This is a genomic window from Pseudomonas sp. IAC-BECa141, assembly GCF_020544405.1.
Classification (GTDB): domain Bacteria; phylum Pseudomonadota; class Gammaproteobacteria; order Pseudomonadales; family Pseudomonadaceae; genus Aquipseudomonas.
In genome coordinates, this window is sequence record NZ_CP065410.1 from 5,293,825 (window position 1) to 5,310,456 (window position 16,632).

Genomic DNA, 16,632 nt, shown 5'->3' on the forward strand with positions numbered 1-16,632 from the left:
TCCTAGTGAGGAATTAGGCTGTATTAAGCCTGAATACCGGTGATTTTGATCTCGGTGAACCACTGGCGGTGGCCCATACGCTTCATGTGGTGCTTACGGCGACGGAACTTGATGATGCGGACTTTATCGTGACGACCTTGGGAGATCACTTCAGCCTTGACGGTTGCGCCAGCAACAACAGGTGCGCCGATGTTCACGTCGTCGCCATTGGCGACCAACAGAACGCGGTCAAAAGTCACGGATTCGCCAGTAGCGACTTCCAGTTTTTCGATCTTCAGGTATTCACCTTCAGCGACCTTGTATTGCTTACCGCCGGTAACGATTACTGCGTACATGGTATTTCTCCGATAATCCTGCTCACCCAGCTCTTTATAAGAAGAGGTATTGGCTGGCATGGCTGCATGGGGCTGGAACGGCCCAAGTGCAATTGCGTAAGGCAGGTGCTGCCCAGGAAGTTCAGGGTGCGCGATTGTACGCAAGCCTTCGAAGTCATGCAAGGGGCCGTCCATCGCGCCTTGACAGGCCCGGACGTGGGTCCTAGCATGCCGCGCAACCCTTCTGGAGCACCTGTCGCTGATGCAACCCCAAGCTTTCTACCGCGCGGTGGCGGACGATTTTAGCGCCGTCGACGGCATCATCAAGAAGCAGCTGACTTCCCGAGTGCCGCTGGTATCGAAAATCGGCGATTACATCACGTCGGCCGGCGGCAAACGCCTGCGTCCTTTATTGGTGCTGCTGTGTGGCAAGGCCCTGGGTCGCGAAGGCGACGACATGCGCCTGCTGGCTGCCACCATTGAATTCCTGCACACCGCCACCCTGCTGCATGACGACGTGGTCGACATGTCCGGCATGCGCCGTGGCCGCTCCACCGCCAACGCCATGTGGGGCAACGCCCCGAGCGTACTGGTCGGCGACTTCCTGTACTCGCGCTCGTTCGAAATGATGGTCGAACTGGGCTCGATGCCGGTGATGAAGATCCTGTCCCAGGCCACGCGCATCATCGCCGAAGGCGAAGTGCTGCAGCTGTCCAAGGTTCGCGATGCCAGCACCACCGAAGAAACCTACATGGAAGTCATCCGCGGCAAGACCGCGATGCTCTTCGAAGCCTCGACCCACAGCGCCGCGGCGCTGGCAGGTGCCACCGCCGAGCAGAGCGAAGCCCTGCGCACCTTCGGCGATCACCTGGGCGTGGCGTTCCAGCTGGTAGATGACCTGCTCGACTACAAGGGCGACGCCGAAACCCTGGGCAAGAACGTCGGTGACGATCTGGCGGAAGGCAAGCCGACCCTGCCGCTGATCTACACCATGCGCGAAGGCACGCCAGAGCAAGCCGCACTGGTACGCCAGGCGATCCAGAAAGGTGGGATCGAAGACCTGGAAAGCATCCGCATCGCCGTGGAAGCGTCCGGTTCGCTGGAATACACCGCGCAACTGGCCCGCGATTACGTGGCCCGTGCGATCAAGTGCCTCGACGCGCTGCCGGCCAGCGAATACCGCGATGCACTGGTTGAACTGAGCGAGTTCTCGGTCGCCCGCACGCACTGATCAGCATCGCGTCATCAAAAAACCGCAGCCTCCGATGGAGCCTGCGGTTTTTTGTTGCCTGCCATCGGCGGCTAAAACCCTATACAATGTGCGACTTTTAGCGATCCCCTCTCCAAGGAGCCTTAGTGAGCACGTTGCCACCCTGCCCGAAATGCAATTCCGAATACACCTACGAAGACGGCACCCAACTGGTGTGCCCGGAGTGCGCCCACGAGTGGTCTGCCGGCGGTGAAGCCGAAGTGGCGTCCGATGATGCCGTGAAGAAAGATTCGGTCGGTAACGTCCTGCAGGACGGCGACACCATCACCGTGATCAAGGACCTGAAGGTCAAGGGTACCTCCCTGGTGGTCAAGGTCGGCACCAAGGTCAAGAACATCCGCCTGTGCGATGGCGATCACGACATCGACTGCAAGATCGACGGCATCGGCCCGATGAAACTCAAATCCGAGTTTGTCAGAAAAGTCTGAGTCTGCTGTCTTCCATCCCGCGCCCGCCGTGGGATGGAGCTTCACCCTCCCCCACGATCCCCAACAAATCCTCGCAACAGCCAAACGCCAGCCGTTTTGACCTTACGCAATCTTTACCCGCAAAAAATCACAAACCGCCAATAGGCGCTTGCTATTTGACGAATAAGAATTATTCTCATTGAAACCTTTTCAATGGAGATGAGACCCATGACTTATTTGATCGACGCCTGGCTGGATCGCCCGCACCCGTACCTCAGGATCCTGCATAGGGAAACCGGTGAGGTCTGCGCCGTACTGGAAGAAGAAGCCCTGCACGAATTGCAGGATCAAGGGGATCTGGACGTCAACGGCCTGAGTTCCAGCGAGCCATTGGTGCTCAAGGAGCTGGTGCGCAATCTGTTCCTGTTCTGCTATGCCCGGGCCTTGCGCCCGACCAGTGAACTGCACAACAAGATCGAAGTATGAGAACGGCGAAGCAACCCTGCACAAGCCACGCTTGTGCAGGGTAACGGGGTTACAGAACGTCGAGCAACTCGACGTCGAACACCAGAACGCTGTGCGGCGGGATGCTGCCAACGCCTTGAGCGCCGTAAGCCAGTTCGCTCGGCACGTACAGACGCCATTTGCTGCCGGCATTCATCAGTTGCAGGGCTTCGGTCCAGCCAGCGATAACGCCACCCACCGGAAATTCAGCCGGCTGGCCACGCTCGTAGGAGCTGTCGAATACAGTGCCGTCGATCAGCGTGCCGTGGTAGTGAGTACGTACGGTGTCTTCACGGGATGGCTTGGCGCCTTCGCCCTGAGTCAGCACTTCGAATTGCAGACCGGAAGCCAGCGTGGTGATGCCGTCTTTCTTGGCGTTTTCAGCCAGGAACGCACGGCCTTCACCAGCGGCGGCTTCAGCCTTGGCAGCGGCTTCGGCTTGCATGATCTCGCGGATCACTTTGAAGCTGGCGGACAGCTCTTCCTGACCCACGCGGCTTGGCTTGCCGGCGAATGCGTCAGTCAGACCGGCCAGGATGGCGTCCAGGCTGACACCCGGTGGCGGGTTGTCGCGCAGCTGGTCACCCAGTTGACGGCCGATGCCGTAGCTGACGCGGGTTTCGTCGGTGGACAGATTTACTTCGGACATGACACTGCTCCGCTGTGCGGACGGCCTCAGGACATGCCGTGCGTACACAGCGCGTCCCGGCGCGCCCGGAACCAAAAGGGCGAGCAGACTAGCACAGATGTTCCGGCATTGATCAGGCCCCAGGGCCTACAGCGCGGATCGCCAGGCCAGCGGCACCTTCAGGCTTTCTTCGGCACTGGCGCCAAGACCGCACATTTCATCGTGCACCGAGGTGTGCACCAGGTTGAACGGCAGCACCGGCAAGTCATGCAGCACATCCCGGGCATGCTCGACCGAACGCAGCGTCAGCATTTTCCCCTGTGCATCGCTCAGCGGGTACGCCGCGCCATGCATCCGGGCTTCGAGCAGATAGATTCCGCCTTCCATGGAGATCAGATTCAGTTCGTCGACCTTTCTGGCGACGGCAAACGCATTCAACTCTTGCAGGTTCATGAACGCACCTCATGCGGTGGCGAGCCTTGAGACCTACAGGGATATGCCTCGGCGCCACAAAGCACAAGCCACAAACGACACCGCCCGTCTGTTTCGCAACAAACGGGCGGTTTTGTTACAGCAATCGTCAGCTCATCAGTGCTTGGTGAGCTTGTCCAGGTAACCCATGGCAAACGCCGAGACCACGAAGGTCATGTGGATGATCACGTACCACATCAGGTGCTCGGGATCGACGTTCTTGGCGTCCATGAAGATCCGCAGCAGGTGGATCGAGGAGATTGCCACGATCGACGCCGCCACTTTCATCTTCAGCGACGAGGAGTCCATGGTGCCCAGCCAGCTGAGCTTCTCTTTGCCTTCATCGATGTTCAGTTCGGACACGAAGTTCTCGTAGCCGGAAATCATCACCATCACCAGCAAGCCGCCGACCAGCGCCATGTCGATCAACGACAGCAGCACCAGAATCAGCTCGGACTCGGCCATGGAGAAAACGTTGGGAATGACATGAAACACTTCCTGGAAGAATTTCAATGCCAGCGCCAGCAGCCCGAGGGACAGCCCGATGTAGATCGGCGCCAGCAGCCAGCGCGTGGCGTACATTGCATTTTCGATAAAGCGTTCCATTGACTCTCACACAAGAAGGGTTGAAATCGGCGGCGAGTATACCAGCCGCCCATGACAGCCAGAAACCGCCCGGAAATCCGCCACCTGCGTGTGTGTGTCAAAGTTTTTCTGCTAGTGTCCAAACCATTGACAGCCCAGCGACAGTGGACAGGACGACTGGAAAATGGATGTGCGATTGCCGATAACGACTGCCGGAATTTGCTTCGCCCTGTGGCTTGGCGGATGTTCGCCCGGCGATGAAAAGCATGCCGTCAGCCTTGAAGAAAAGACCGTCCAGTTCGAGCAATCGCTGGACGCCATCACCGATCCGAAACTCAAGGACGCCGTGACCGAACTCGGCGGTTCGCTGTTGCTGCTCGAACGCGCACAACAGAAGCTCGACAACAAACCGCCCCGGACCGAATACGGCGAAGACGCCCTCGGCGTACTCCGGCACTACCCGACACCCCAGGCACTGGTCGACACGTTCATCAATGGCCTGTTTGTGTTGCACAAGGATTCCAGCTCCGATTACCTCACCGATCTGCAACCGGTGTTCCCTTTCGTGCTCAACATCCCCGGCGGCTTTCTGTTCCCCCATGGCGTGGAATGGCAATCGGTAACCCTGAGCAACAAACGGGTCATTGCCTATCAGCCTGAATGGTCGGAAACCGATCCTGGCATTCAGCTGAGCCCGTCCAGCTCCAACGTCACCAATCCCGATGACCTGACCGTTACCTACCCGTTTATCGAAGGGTTGAATGTCGACAAGAAGAATCTGCCGCGCCCGGTCAGCCTGCAAGGCCAGGTGGAAGTCATCGCCCCGAAACGCCTGCACAGTTTCAATCTGGATAAAAAGGACGTCGGCCAGACCCGCTCCGACGGCAACCTCAGCGTGACCTTGCTGAAACTGGACACGCACTACGCCGAACTGGAGTTCAGCAACCAATTGCCGCTCGCCCCGGAAGTCGCCAACACCCGGCTCAATCCGTTGATCGTCCAGGCCCGCGACTCGACGGGCCAGTATCTGGTGCGTGCCGGCGCCATCAACGAAAACCCCGAACAGGTGGCGTTCTACCAAAAGCAGCTGGCTTATCTGCAACAGCAGAAAGCCTGGAGCGAGGCGCTGGAAAAAAAACTGGACGATGAACAACGGGCCTTTGAGCAACAGCACCCGCGCCACTACAACAAGGTGTACTTCAACGGCCCGATCGACACCCTTGAAGTCAGCCTGCTGGATTTTTCCGAAGCGACCGTCACCCGCAAGGCGCTGGATCTGCCCGTGCGCGAGTTCGATCCGCACACCACGGAAAAAACCGTGCAGCCGCTCGACCTGCCGATCACCGTTTACGACGACCAGGCGCCCGACTGGCTCAAGGGCGCATCCCTGACAGAAGAACAGCTGAAAAGCGGCGTTCATATCCGCCAATCGGTCGAAGAACCAAGCGCCGCGCGCATCGAGTTCGACCACCGCAAAACCTTCAATGATGAAATGCTCGGCGACGACTTCAGCCCCGGCGAAAGCCCGGTGACGTTTTTCACTGAAAAACACAACGGCAAACTCGACGAGCCCATCGAACTGCCGCCCGAGGCATACCAGGTCGATCCGCTACAGGCGACCATCACCTACGACCTGAATCTGTTCCCGGAAACCCCGGCGATTGCCGTCGGCTCGATGCCGTTGTTCCTGGCCACAGTGGACAAAAAGGCTTATGAAGCCAAGGCCCTGCCCAAAGGTCTGGAAATCAGGAACAACGCCTTGGTGGTGGATTTGAAGCGATTCCCCGCCAACGAATGGCGATTCTTCGTCAAGGACGACAGCGGACATTACCTGAAGCAGATTCTGTCGGTCAGTCACGACGCGAGCGCGGAAGGGCCGGCGTTATTCGGCGTGCATTATTTCTACGGCCATCCGACGCACGTGGAAACCTACCAGCGAACCGACCTCACCACCGTGCAATACGGCTTCGAGGTCAAACTCGACAAAGCGCAGACCCAGGGCGCAGCGCCCTGATCGGCACCGTTGATCGACGCTAATGGTCGAAAGTGCCGATGCTGCGTCCGCGTCCACCATTGATCTGTCGCAACTGCGCCTGCAGATGCAACGACCAGATCTGTGGATCATTGGCCAGTTCATAGCCGTGCATCGTCAGGCTTTCAACGATGGTGTCGAGAATCGACTCGGCGGCGATCGGCCCGTGAAACGGGCCCTGAGCCTTGATGGCGGAAGGTTGTTCACCGGCCATGCCGGCGGCGAAGAGCAGCGTCCACATGCCGTTATCGCCGGCCAACGGCTTGATGGCGCATTCGATACGGGTCACAAGACCCAGGCATTGACGGGTGAGGCAGAGGTTGCGCGACATGGCGGCGACCCTCGGTAAAGCCGGTGTTCAGCCCTTGCTGAAGAGCTGTTTCGATCCAGTGATACTGTCGATGTCCTTGAGCAGAGAATAGAAGAAAAGTCCGGCGCGCAAGCCGCACAGAACCAGAAGGCGCCGAATGGTCATTGTGTGAATATTGACGCCAGAGTGATGGCACTTTTGCCGACGTTCGCGACAAAACAAAAACGGGAGCACAAGGCTCCCGTTTTATGATCGCCGCCTGACTCAAGCCGGTTTGGCCTCAGCCAGCGCCTCCTGCGCCAGTTCCTTCTCGGCCTCTTTCAAATCGTCTTCGCTGATCATCTCGGCAATCACTCGCAGGCGCTCCACCACCCGCGCATTGACGCTGCCTTCGGGGAATTCGCCTTCCTCGTTCGGCTCACCGGCCGGCTCGCCCACCAGCAGGCTCAACGCTTCATCGGCCTGACGCACCGCGTAAACGTGGAACTGCCCGGCACGCACTGCCGCCAACACCTTCTCGTCGAGCATCAGCGTGGCGACGTTGGCCTGCGGAATGATCGCACCCTGCTCGCCCGTCAAACCGCGCGCTTCGCAGAGACGGAAGAAGCCTTCGATCTTCTCGTTGACCCCGCCCACCGCCTGCACCTCACCGAACTGGTTGATCGACCCGGTGATCGCGAAGCACTGCTTGAGCGGGGTTTTCGACAACGCCGAAATCAGCGTACACGCCTCGCCCAGCGACGCACTGTCGCCATCGACGTAGCCGTAGGATTGCTCCAGCGCGATGCTCGCGGAAATCGCCAGCGGGAATTCCTGTGCATAACGGCTGCCCAGATACCCGGTGAGAATCATCACGCCCTTGGAGTGGATCGGCTGACCGAGGTTGACCTCGCGCTCGATGTCGACGATGCCGCTGCCGCCCGGGTACACCGTGGCGGAAATCCGCGCCGGCACACCGAACGCCGAGTCGCCGACTTCAAGCACAGTCAAACCGTTGCATTTGCCGACCGCCGCGCCGTCGGTGTCGATCAGAATGATCCCCGCCAGCATGTCGTCGAGAATCCGCGCCGAGACACGACCGGTGCGGGTGGCCTTGGCCTTGAGCGCACGCTCGATGTGGCCGGCGTCGGTCATTTCATCGTTGGCCAGATGCCGGATGAAATCCGCCTCGCTGACCAGCTGGAACAGATCGCCGATCCGCGCCGACAAACGCCCCTGATGCTCGGCCAGGCGCGCACTGTAGGTCGCCAGACGCGCCACCGCGTCGGCGGTCAGCGGCGCCATGCCTTCTTCCGAAGTACGGGTTTTCAGCAACTGGGCGAACTGCTCCAGGCTTTCGTCGACCATCGGGATGTCTTCGTCGAAGTCCACCAGAACGCGGAACATCTCCTGGAAGTCCGGATCGAGGTCTTGCAGCGTGTAATACAGCTGGCGCGCACCGATGATGATCACTTTGACCTGCAACGGAATGTGCTGCGGGTTGAGCGTCATGGTGGCGAAACGGCCCATTTCGCCCAGCGGCGACTCCATCTTCAGCTTGCGCGATTGCAGGGCGCGCTTGAGCGCATCCCATACGAACGGCTCGCCGAGCATTTTTTCTGCTTCAAGGATCAGGAAACCGCCATTGGCGCGGTGCAACGCACCCGGACGCAACTGGCGATAGGTGGTGTAGAGCGCGCCCTGATCGGTGGTGTATTCGATGCGACCGAACAGGTTTTCGTAGGTCGGATGCGGTTCGAACACCACCGGCGCACCGCCGCTGGCCGGATGACCGACCACCAGACTCGGCGCGTATTGCTCTTCCAGCAGCTTGCGCGCGACCGCGTCGGTCTTGCTGTCATCGACCAGTTGCTCGACCACGGTTTTCAGCAGATACACCTGCATCGCTTGCAGGTAACCACAGACGGCAGCGTTTTCCGCGTACTTTTCCGACAGCGGTGCGAGCAAGGGCTGCAAGGCCAGGGTGATGGTTTCTTCGTTGAGCTGACGCAGCTGGTTGTTCGACTCGCGCTTCCATTGCGGCAGGCTGGCGAGTTCTTCGTTCAGACGCTCTTCAAGGCTGGAAATATCATCGTGAAAGCGTTCGCGCTCGGCTTCCGGCAACTGGGCGAATTCAGCTTCATCCAGCGCCTTGCCTTCGAGCATCGGGGTAAAGGCGATGTTGCTGCTGTCGCGATACAGGGCGACGTCTTTTTCCAGGGCCAGGCGCTCGATGACGTCCAGTGCCTTGTCGTAGCGCTGGTTGAAGGCGCGATCGATGGCGCTCTTCTTCTGCTGGTAGGACGGGTGCTCGAAAACCGCAGGAAAGGTCGCCAGCAGGTTGTCGATCAGGCCGTTGATATCGCCGATGAACGCAGCGGCGCTGCCGGACGGCAACTCCAGGGCGCGAGGTTCGCGCGGCTCATCGAAATTGTTGACGTAGACCCAGTCCGCCGGGGTCTGCAGGCGTTTGCCTTCGGCTTTCAGGTAGCGTTTGACGAACGAGAAACGGCCGGTGCCGGGCTCGCCCATGACGAATACGTTGTAACCGGGGCGTGGCATGGCCACACCGAACTGCAAGGCTTCGACCGCACGTTCCTGGCCAAGCACACCGCGAAAGGGCTCCAGATCATTGGTGGTAGTGAAGCTGAACTGTTCAGCGGAAAACGGACGGGTCAGCGCTTCGGGCGCTAGACGCAAGCTGGCAGCAACAGGATCAGGCATCGGGCTTCCTTAACAATCAGGCGGGGCAGATAGCGGCATTCTGGCGCTGCCCGTGCCCCACTGGCAAGGCGCGCCACACCACAAAGCATAGACAACCGGCCTGCCTGCACTCGGGCCCCGCCAAACCGGGGTTTATTCCAAATATTGTGCAAAAACTCACGGAACCCTCGGAACGTGCCTAAACTCCAAACTGCGCGGCTGGAACTAATACCGGCCCACTGGCTTCGTCTGGATCTGTTTCGTACAGAGCTTGGGGGCCAGAACCCTGTCCATTGGTATGCACATAAAGAGAACAAAGCTATGAAACGGATTCTTCTCGGTACTCTCTTCACCGCTGTATCCATCAACGCGATGGCGCAAGCTCCAGGGGGCCCGGATTGCGGTTGGGGCAACATGCTGTTCGAAGGTCAGCGTGGCACCCCGGCTCACTTCCTGGCATCCACCACCAACGGCACCTCCGGCAATGCCACCTTCGGCATGACGTCCGGCACCAACGGTTGCTCCACCAACGCTTCGCTGACCTACGGCGGCAAATCCTGGTTTGCCATGAATGGCATGATGAACGAGCTGTCCGAAGACATGGCAAAAGGCAACGGCGAAGCGCTGACGACCTATGCCGTGGTACTGGGCGTGGCGCCGGAAGACCGTGCGCACTTCGCCGCCGTCACTCACGAGCACTTCCAGCAGATCTTCAGCAAGGCTGACGTGACCGCCGAAGACGTGCATACCAACACCCTGGCCGTCCTGAAGGCAGACCCACGTCTGGCCAAGTACGCGACTCAGGCTTAAGCTCGACCCACCCGCTTCCTTCGGGAAGCGGGTTTTATTTTTTCGGCCCGCCCTCCTTGGGTCTTTGTTTCTTTCGACTTAAGTTGCCATTTATGCTCAAACGCCTTGCCTGGCTGGCGCTGTGTGTCTGCGCCCCGCTGTCCGCCGCGCCCCACATCGACCCTCAACGTTTGCAGCAACTGGCCAACGACCGTTTCTGGATTTCCCTCGGTCATTACGAAACCGCCAAACTCGGTGGCTGGCGCAGCTACGTCAGCGACAAAAAATTCTTCCTCGCCCCCGATGGCAACAAACACCCCGACCATGAACTGGCGGCCACCGTACAAGCGCTGTACGCCCCCGCCAGTCTCGGTGAGCAACACGCCCAGTGCGTCTACCCGGCGCGCACGCGCTGGCTGAAAGACCAGCTCAACCTGACCGACCTGCCGACGCCGGACTGCGCCGAATTCAAGAAGTGGTTCAAGGACGTCTCGCCCCACAGCGCGGTGATGATTTTCCCGGCGGCCTACCTCAACAGCCCGTCGTCGATGTTCGGCCACACCCTGCTGCGCATCGACCAGGCCGATGTGCAAAGCGACAAGACCTCGCTGCTCAGCTACGCGATCAACTTCGGCGCCTACATCGAAGGCTCGGACAACAGCATTCTTTACGCCTGGAAAGGCTTGATGGGTGGTTATCCGGGGCTGTTCGCGCTGGTGCCCTATCAGGAAAAACTCTCGGAATACCGCAGCCTGGAAAACCGCGACTTGTGGGAATACCGGCTGAATCTGACGCAAGCCGAAACCGCGCGGATGGTCGAACACGTGTGGGAGTTGAAGCAGATCCAGTTCGACTATTTCTTCTTCGATGAAAACTGCTCCTATCGCCTGCTCGAACTGTTGCAGGTGGCGCGCCCGAGTCTGCGCCTGACCGAACAATTCCCGCTGACCGCGATCCCCACCGACACCGTCAAAGCGGTGAAGGAAGCCGGGCTGGTCGAGCACATCGAATATCGTCCGTCCCGCGAGCGCGAACTGCTCAGCCGTGCCGCCCCCTGAGCGGCGACGAACAGGAATGGGTGCTGAAAGTCAGCGCCGATCAACAGCAATTGCAGGATCCGACCTTCAAGGCCCTGCCCCGGGATCGCCAAGCGCTGATCATCGACGCGGCGTATCGGCTGGAACGCTACCGCGCCAACGGCCAGGAACGTGATCCGCAGCGGGCGCAGCGCAGTTTCGAATTGCTGCGGGCGATCAACAAAAACCCGGCGCCGGAGCTGCAAATTCCGCAACCGGGCCTGCCCGAAGACGGCCACGAATCGCGCACCTGGCAGGCAGGTCTCGGCACTCGCGGTGACCGCGCGTTCGGCGAGTACGGCTTGCGCATGGCCTATCACGACCTCAACGACAACGCCGAGAGTTTCCCCCTCGGCGCGCAGATCGAAATCCTGCAAATGAAGCTGCGCCAGTACGAAGGCAATCACTGGCAATTCCAGCAACTGGATCTGGCGACCATCCGCTCGCTGACGCCGCGCAACGCGCTGCTGCAGCCGCTGTCGTGGCAAGTCACCGGGGGTCTTGAACGTGTGCCGGGCAAGCATGACGACGAAACCCTGGTCAGCCACGTCAACGGTGGCGGTGGCGGAACCTGGGCGCTGGGTGACGATGTGCTGGGGTTCGCCCTCGGCACCGTGCGCGTCGAACACAACAATGATTTCGCCGAGTTCGTTTCTCCCGCAGGCGGTTTCAATACCGGCGTGTTGTGGAAGAACCCGCTGGGCAATCTCAGCGTGGAGGCCAAAGGCGATTACTTCTTCAATGGTGAAGTGCGCCGTAGCCTGAGTCTGAATCAGCAATGGGAGTTGTCGCGCAACCTCGGCCTGCGCCTGAGTGCCCAGCGTGAATTCAGCCACCTGGCCACACCGGAGACCGAGGTGATGCTGGAAGTGAAGTGGTATCACTACTGATCCTGAACATTTCCCTGAACCTGTGGGAGCGGGCTTGCCCGCGATAGCGAATGATCAGTCAACAGAGATGTTGAGTCTGATGGCCTCATCGCGGGCAAGCCCGCTCCCACAGGGATCTCCACTGGTTAACGAATTACTTACAGGCCTTTCACCAAAGCCCGACGAATCATCTTCTAGACTTTCCCCATAAGCCGGAAAACCGGCCCGGGAGAGTGTGATGTGGCGGTGTGCGGTTTTTGCGGGTGTGTTGCTGTTGTTGGGTGGCTGTCAGAGCACCCGCGAAGATTTGATTGCCAAGGGTTATCCACCGGCGTTCGCCGACGGTTTCGATGACGGTTGCATCAGCGGTCGTCAGGCGGCCGGTTCGATCAGCGGCGAGTTTCGCAAGAACGTGCCGCGTTATCTCAAGGACAAGCAATACGCCGAAGGCTGGAGCGACGGCTTCCGGCAGTGTCAGGCAATGCTGGAAAACAAGGATCGCGAACAGTATCGCAACGAGCACTGGGACGAACGCGAGCGCGCCTGGCAGCAGGAAAAGGATCAGGGTGCCGCGCGGGCTTATCGTTCGCAGTAGGTCGTTTCCAGACATCCGGCGAAACCTTTTGCCTGCGACCATGGCCCAACGGCTATAACAGGAGCCCATCATGAGTCGCGCTTTCGTCAACGAAGAGAACGCCGCTGCGCAAGCCGATCAGCCGGTCGAACGGCAGGTCAGCACCCAGCCCAATTACGTCACGCCGCAAGGGTTTGCCCAGTTGCAGGCCAAGGTCGCCGAACTGCAAACCCTGCACGCCGAAGAGGCCGCCAGGGGCGAACAGGCCGACAAGCAGCGACTGGCCGACCTCGAACGGGATTTGCGTTATTTCAATCAACGGGTCGCCAGCGCACAGGTCGCGCCCGTCCCGACCTCGACCGACAAAGTGCAGATCGGCAGTTGGGTGACCTACGCCGACGAACACAACACCGAGCGTCGGGTGCAATTGGTCGGCGAAGATCAGGCCGATGCGGCCAACGGCCTGATCAACTGGGCCTCACCGCTGGGCCGTGCGTTGCTTGGCGCTCGGCTCAACGACGAAGTGCTGTGGCAGCGCCCGGCCGGCGATCAACTGATTGAAGTGATCCGCATCGAGCGCTCGTGAACCCCGTTGCTTAAACCACGCCCTGGGCGAGCATCGCGTCGGCGACTTTGACGAAGCCGGCGATGTTCGCGCCTTTGACGTAGTTGATCCGGCCGTTTTCCTCACCGTAATGCACGCAGGCGTGGTGGATCGACTGCATGATCCCGTGCAGCTTGCTGTCCACTTCGCCGCCCGTCCACAGCAGGCGCATGGCGTTCTGCGACATCTCCAGCCCACTGACCGCCACGCCGCCGGCATTGGAGGCCTTGCCCGGCGCGAACAGAATGCCGGCCTCGATAAAGATATCCACAGCCTCAAGAGTGGTCGGCATGTTCGCGCCTTCGGCCACGCAGACGCAGCCGTTGCGCAACAATGTGCGGGCGGATTCGGCGTCGAGTTCGTTCTGGGTGGCGCAAGGCAGCGCGATGTCGCACGGCAGCGACCATGGCAGCTGACCGGCACGGAACTCCAGGCCGAAGGCGCAAGCCAGTTCGCTGATCCGCCCGCGCTTGACGTTCTTCAGTTCCAGCAGCGCCAGCCATTGCTCTTCGCTCAGGCCGGCCTCGCAGTACAGCGTGCCCTCGGAGTCGGACAGGGAAATCACTTTGCCGCCCAGATCCATCACTTTGCGAGCCGCGTACTGCGCAACGTTGCCGGAACCGGAGATCGCCACGCGCTTGCCTTCAACGGTTTGCTCGCGGCGCTTGAGCATTTCCTCGGCGAAGTACACGCAACCGAAACCGGTGGCTTCAGGGCGAATCAGGCTTCCGCCATAGGTCATGCCTTTGCCGGTCAGCACGCTGGTGAACTGATTGCTCAGGCGCTTGTACTGACCGAACAGAAAACCGATCTCCCGCGCACCGACACCGATGTCGCCGGCCGGCACGTCCACGTCGGCACCGATGTGGCGATACAGCTCGCTCATGAACGCCTGGCAAAAACGCATGACCTCGGCGTCGCTTTTGCCCTTCGGATCGAAGTCCGAACCGCCCTTGCCACCACCCATCGGCAGCGAGGTCAGGGAGTTCTTGAAGGTCTGTTCGAAGGCGAGGAATTTCAGTACGCCCAGGTTCACCGAAGGATGGAAGCGCAAGCCGCCCTTATACGGGCCGATGGCGCTGTTCATCTGGATGCGGAAACCGCGATTGACCTGGACCTTGCCTTGATCGTCGACCCACGACACCCGGAATACCACCGCCCGCTCCGGCTCGCAGATGCGTTCCAGAATTCCCGAGGTCAGATAGTGCGGATTGGCTTCGAGAAACGGCCACAGGCTGCGCAGGACTTCTTCGACAGCCTGGTGGAATTCGGGTTGATCCGGATCGCGTTTTTTCAGACGGGCGAGGAAGGATTCGACGGATTCGATCATGGGAAAAGTCTCGGCAAATTTGTTGTCGTTGGAGGAGATTGAGCCGGACTGTAACAAACGACATGTACACAGCAACAGACAATAATGTCGCATTTATGAAAACAAATAGTACACACGCTATAAAACAGTCTGCATTGCAGGCAAAAAAAAGCGGAGCCCGAAGGCTCCGCTTTTTCATGCAACCAACCTGTAATCAGGCCAGTTTCTTGTGGCGTACCCGGTGTGGCTGGGCCGCTGCTTCGCCGAGGCGCTTTTTGCGATCGGCTTCGTACTCGGTGTAGTTGCCTTCGAAGAACACCGCTTGCGAGTCGTCTTCGTACGCCAGGATGTGAGTCGCGACGCGGTCAAGGAACCACCGATCGTGAGAGATCACAATGGCGGCGCCCGGGAAGTCCAGCAGGGCTTCTTCCAGGGAACGCAGGGTTTCAACGTCGAGGTCGTTGGACGGTTCGTCGAGCAGCAGGACGTTGCCGCCCTCCTTCAGGGTCAGCGCCAGGTGCAGACGACCGCGCTCACCACCGGACAGGTCCTTGACGAACTTCTGCTGGTCGCCGCCCTTGAAGTTGAAGCGACCGACGTAAGTACGCGACGGGATCTCGTAGTTGCCGATGCGAATCTGGTCGGAACCGTCGGAGATCTGCTGGAACACGGTCTTGCTGCCGTCCAGGTCTTCGCGGCTCTGATCCACGCAGGCCAGTTGTACGGTTTCGCCGATCTCGATGCTGCCGGAGTCCGGCGTTTCCTTGCCCATCAGCATGCGGAACAGGGTCGACTTACCGGCACCGTTACCGCCGATCACGCCAACGATGGCGCCTTTAGGCATCGAAAACGACAGGTTGTCGATCAACACGCGATCGCCGTAGCCCTTGGTGACGTTCTTGAATTCGATGACCTTGTCACCCAGGCGCGGACCGGCAGGGATGTAGATCTCGTTGGTTTCCGAACGCTTCTGGAATTCCTGCGACTGCATTTCTTCGAAGCGTTGCAGACGAGCCTTGGATTTGGACTGACGGGCCTTGGCGCCTTTGCGCACCCACTCCAGTTCTTCCTTCATGGCTTTTTCGTGAGCCGATTGCTGCTTGGATTCCTGGGCCAGACGCTCGGACTTGGCTTCCAGCCAACCCGAGTAGTTGCCCTCGTAAGGAATGCCCGCGCCGCGGTCGAGTTCCAGAATCCAGCCGGCGACGTTGTCCAGGAAGTAACGGTCGTGCGTGATCGCGACCACAGTGCCCGGGAAGTCGTGCAGGAAGTGTTCGAGCCACGCAACGGAGTCGGCATCCAGGTGGTTGGTCGGTTCGTCGAGCAGGAGCATGTCCGGAGCGGACAGCAGCAGACGGCACAGGGCCACACGACGCTTTTCACCACCGGACAGGTGCTCGACCCTGGCGTCCCAGGCCGGCAGACGCAGCGCATCGGCGGCGACTTCCAGTTGACGCTCCAGGTTGTGACCATCGCTGGCCTGCAGGATCGCTTCGAGCTTGGCCTGTTCGGCGGCCAGCTTGTCGAAGTCGGCATCCGGGTCGGCGTAGGCAGCGTAGACCTCGTCCAGACGCGCTTGCGCATCCTTGATCACGCTGACCGCTTCCTCGACCACTTCACGTACGGTCTTGGTCGGATCCAGTTGCGGCTCTTGCGGCAGGTAACCGATGTTCAGTTCCGGCATCGGGCGCGCTTCGCCTTCGAACTCGGTGTCGACGCCGGCCATGATTTTCAGCAGCGTGGATTTACCCGAACCGTTGAGGCCGAGTACGCCGATCTTGGCGCCGGGGAAAAAAGACAGCGAAATGTTTTTCAGGATTTCCCGCTTCGGCGGAACAACTTTGCCCAGCCGATGCATGGTGAAGACGTATTGAGCCATGGAGAACCTTGGGTCAGTGACTGATGAATGATTGGAGCGCAGGCGATGCCCGGCCAGACCGATGCGCGTCGTTCACTTGACCACTTGATGGCCATCAATGCGTGCGCGCGGAAAAAGTCTGAGTCTAGGAGCTGGGCCAGACGCTGTTAAAACGTAACGAGCGAAGGAAAGACAAGGCGGAAACAGGCGAGGACGCGGAGTTTACGGGTTGTAAATGAGCAGTCCGAGCCTGTTTTCAACGCAGTATTTCCGAGCGCAGTAGTTTTAACAGTGTCTGGGCTCCCGCGTAACCGGCAAAGCTACCTTAATGACAGAAGGCAGTCCAGCCG

The 16,632-nt window shown here is 59.7% G+C and carries 15 protein-coding genes and 1 pseudogene; 8 read left to right on the forward strand and 8 right to left on the reverse strand.

Translation table 11 applies throughout. The features are described from left to right. Positions 1-23: 23 nt before the first annotated feature. Positions 24-335: a 50S ribosomal protein L21 gene (gene rplU / locus I5961_RS24250; RefSeq protein ID WP_003228361.1), complete on the reverse strand. Its 312-nt coding sequence runs from the start codon at positions 333-335 to the stop codon at positions 24-26. Positions 336-576: 241 nt separating this feature from the next. Between rplU and I5961_RS24255 the strand changes: the two genes are divergently transcribed. The 3 genes from I5961_RS24255 to I5961_RS24265 all read left to right on the forward strand — a co-directional run bounded on the left by I5961_RS24255 (position 577) and on the right by I5961_RS24265 (position 2,477). Beyond that, the gene (locus tag I5961_RS24255) at positions 577-1,545 is read left to right on the forward strand and encodes a polyprenyl synthetase family protein (RefSeq protein ID WP_085703157.1); all 969 of its coding nucleotides are present in this window, start codon (positions 577-579) and stop codon (positions 1,543-1,545) included. A gap of 125 nt (positions 1,546-1,670) precedes the next feature. After that, a complete protein-coding gene (locus tag I5961_RS24260; RefSeq protein WP_007950963.1) occupies positions 1,671-2,012 on the forward strand; it encodes a zinc ribbon domain-containing protein YjdM in 342 nt (113 codons plus the stop codon). Positions 2,013-2,219: 207 nt separating this feature from the next. Then, positions 2,220-2,477, forward strand: a complete 258-nt coding sequence (locus I5961_RS24265) for a hypothetical protein (protein WP_085697537.1) — start codon at positions 2,220-2,222, stop codon at positions 2,475-2,477. A gap of 49 nt (positions 2,478-2,526) precedes the next feature. On the opposite strand, the gene I5961_RS24270 is transcribed toward I5961_RS24265, so the two are convergent. From I5961_RS24270 to I5961_RS24280, 3 genes are all read right to left on the reverse strand, one after another. Beyond that, the gene (locus tag I5961_RS24270) at positions 2,527-3,144 is read right to left on the reverse strand and encodes an FKBP-type peptidyl-prolyl cis-trans isomerase (RefSeq protein ID WP_085689724.1); all 618 of its coding nucleotides are present in this window, start codon (positions 3,142-3,144) and stop codon (positions 2,527-2,529) included. A 126-nt stretch (positions 3,145-3,270) separates the two neighbouring features. Next, positions 3,271-3,576 carry a DUF6482 family protein gene (locus I5961_RS24275; RefSeq protein WP_085689722.1) on the reverse strand — a complete coding sequence of 102 codons (306 nt, stop codon included), beginning with the start codon at positions 3,574-3,576 and terminating at the stop codon, positions 3,271-3,273. A gap of 135 nt (positions 3,577-3,711) precedes the next feature. Continuing rightward, complete coding sequence (locus I5961_RS24280; RefSeq protein WP_085689720.1) at positions 3,712-4,200, reverse strand: TIGR00645 family protein; 489 nt, start codon at positions 4,198-4,200, stop codon at positions 3,712-3,714. A 163-nt stretch (positions 4,201-4,363) separates the two neighbouring features. Here I5961_RS24280 and I5961_RS24285 point away from each other — a divergent pair, with 163 nt between their 5' ends. Beyond that, a complete protein-coding gene (locus I5961_RS24285) occupies positions 4,364-6,193 on the forward strand; it encodes a hypothetical protein (RefSeq protein WP_227233583.1) in 1,830 nt (609 codons plus the stop codon). A gap of 19 nt (positions 6,194-6,212) precedes the next feature. Here the strand turns inward: I5961_RS24285 and I5961_RS24290 are convergent, their stop codons facing one another. Together I5961_RS24290 and I5961_RS24295 are read right to left on the reverse strand one after the other, a co-directional pair. Then, entirely contained in the window at positions 6,213-6,542 is a 330-nt protein-coding gene (locus I5961_RS24290; RefSeq protein ID WP_007950969.1) for a hypothetical protein, read from the reverse strand. A gap of 243 nt (positions 6,543-6,785) precedes the next feature. Further along, positions 6,786-9,224 (reverse strand): Lon protease family protein, encoded by a 2,439-nt coding sequence (locus I5961_RS24295; protein WP_085697539.1) that lies wholly within the window; start codon positions 9,222-9,224, stop codon positions 6,786-6,788. Positions 9,225-9,524: 300 nt separating this feature from the next. Between I5961_RS24295 and I5961_RS24300 the strand changes: the two genes are divergently transcribed. From I5961_RS24300 to I5961_RS24315, 4 genes and pseudogenes are all read left to right on the forward strand, one after another. Beyond that, positions 9,525-10,013 carry a DUF3015 domain-containing protein gene (locus tag I5961_RS24300; protein ID WP_007950971.1) on the forward strand — a complete coding sequence of 163 codons (489 nt, stop codon included), beginning with the start codon at positions 9,525-9,527 and terminating at the stop codon, positions 10,011-10,013. A 92-nt stretch (positions 10,014-10,105) separates the two neighbouring features. Continuing rightward, a pseudogene (locus tag I5961_RS24305) lies at positions 10,106-11,958 on the forward strand (DUF4105 domain-containing protein). Between the two features lie 217 nt (positions 11,959-12,175). Then, positions 12,176-12,532, forward strand: coding sequence for a hypothetical protein (locus I5961_RS24310; RefSeq protein ID WP_227233585.1), 357 nt, complete (start codon positions 12,176-12,178; stop codon positions 12,530-12,532). 70 nt (positions 12,533-12,602) lie between these two features. Beyond that, a complete protein-coding gene (locus tag I5961_RS24315; RefSeq protein ID WP_227233587.1) occupies positions 12,603-13,097 on the forward strand; it encodes a GreA/GreB family elongation factor in 495 nt (164 codons plus the stop codon). A 10-nt stretch (positions 13,098-13,107) separates the two neighbouring features. Here I5961_RS24315 and gdhA read toward each other — a convergent pair whose 3' ends face one another. Next, complete coding sequence (gene gdhA, locus I5961_RS24320; RefSeq protein ID WP_227233589.1) at positions 13,108-14,445, reverse strand: NADP-specific glutamate dehydrogenase; 1,338 nt, start codon at positions 14,443-14,445, stop codon at positions 13,108-13,110. 193 nt (positions 14,446-14,638) lie between these two features. Next, the gene (ettA, locus tag I5961_RS24325) at positions 14,639-16,303 is read right to left on the reverse strand and encodes an energy-dependent translational throttle protein EttA (protein WP_085697543.1); all 1,665 of its coding nucleotides are present in this window, start codon (positions 16,301-16,303) and stop codon (positions 14,639-14,641) included. Positions 16,304-16,632: the final 329 nt, after the last annotated feature.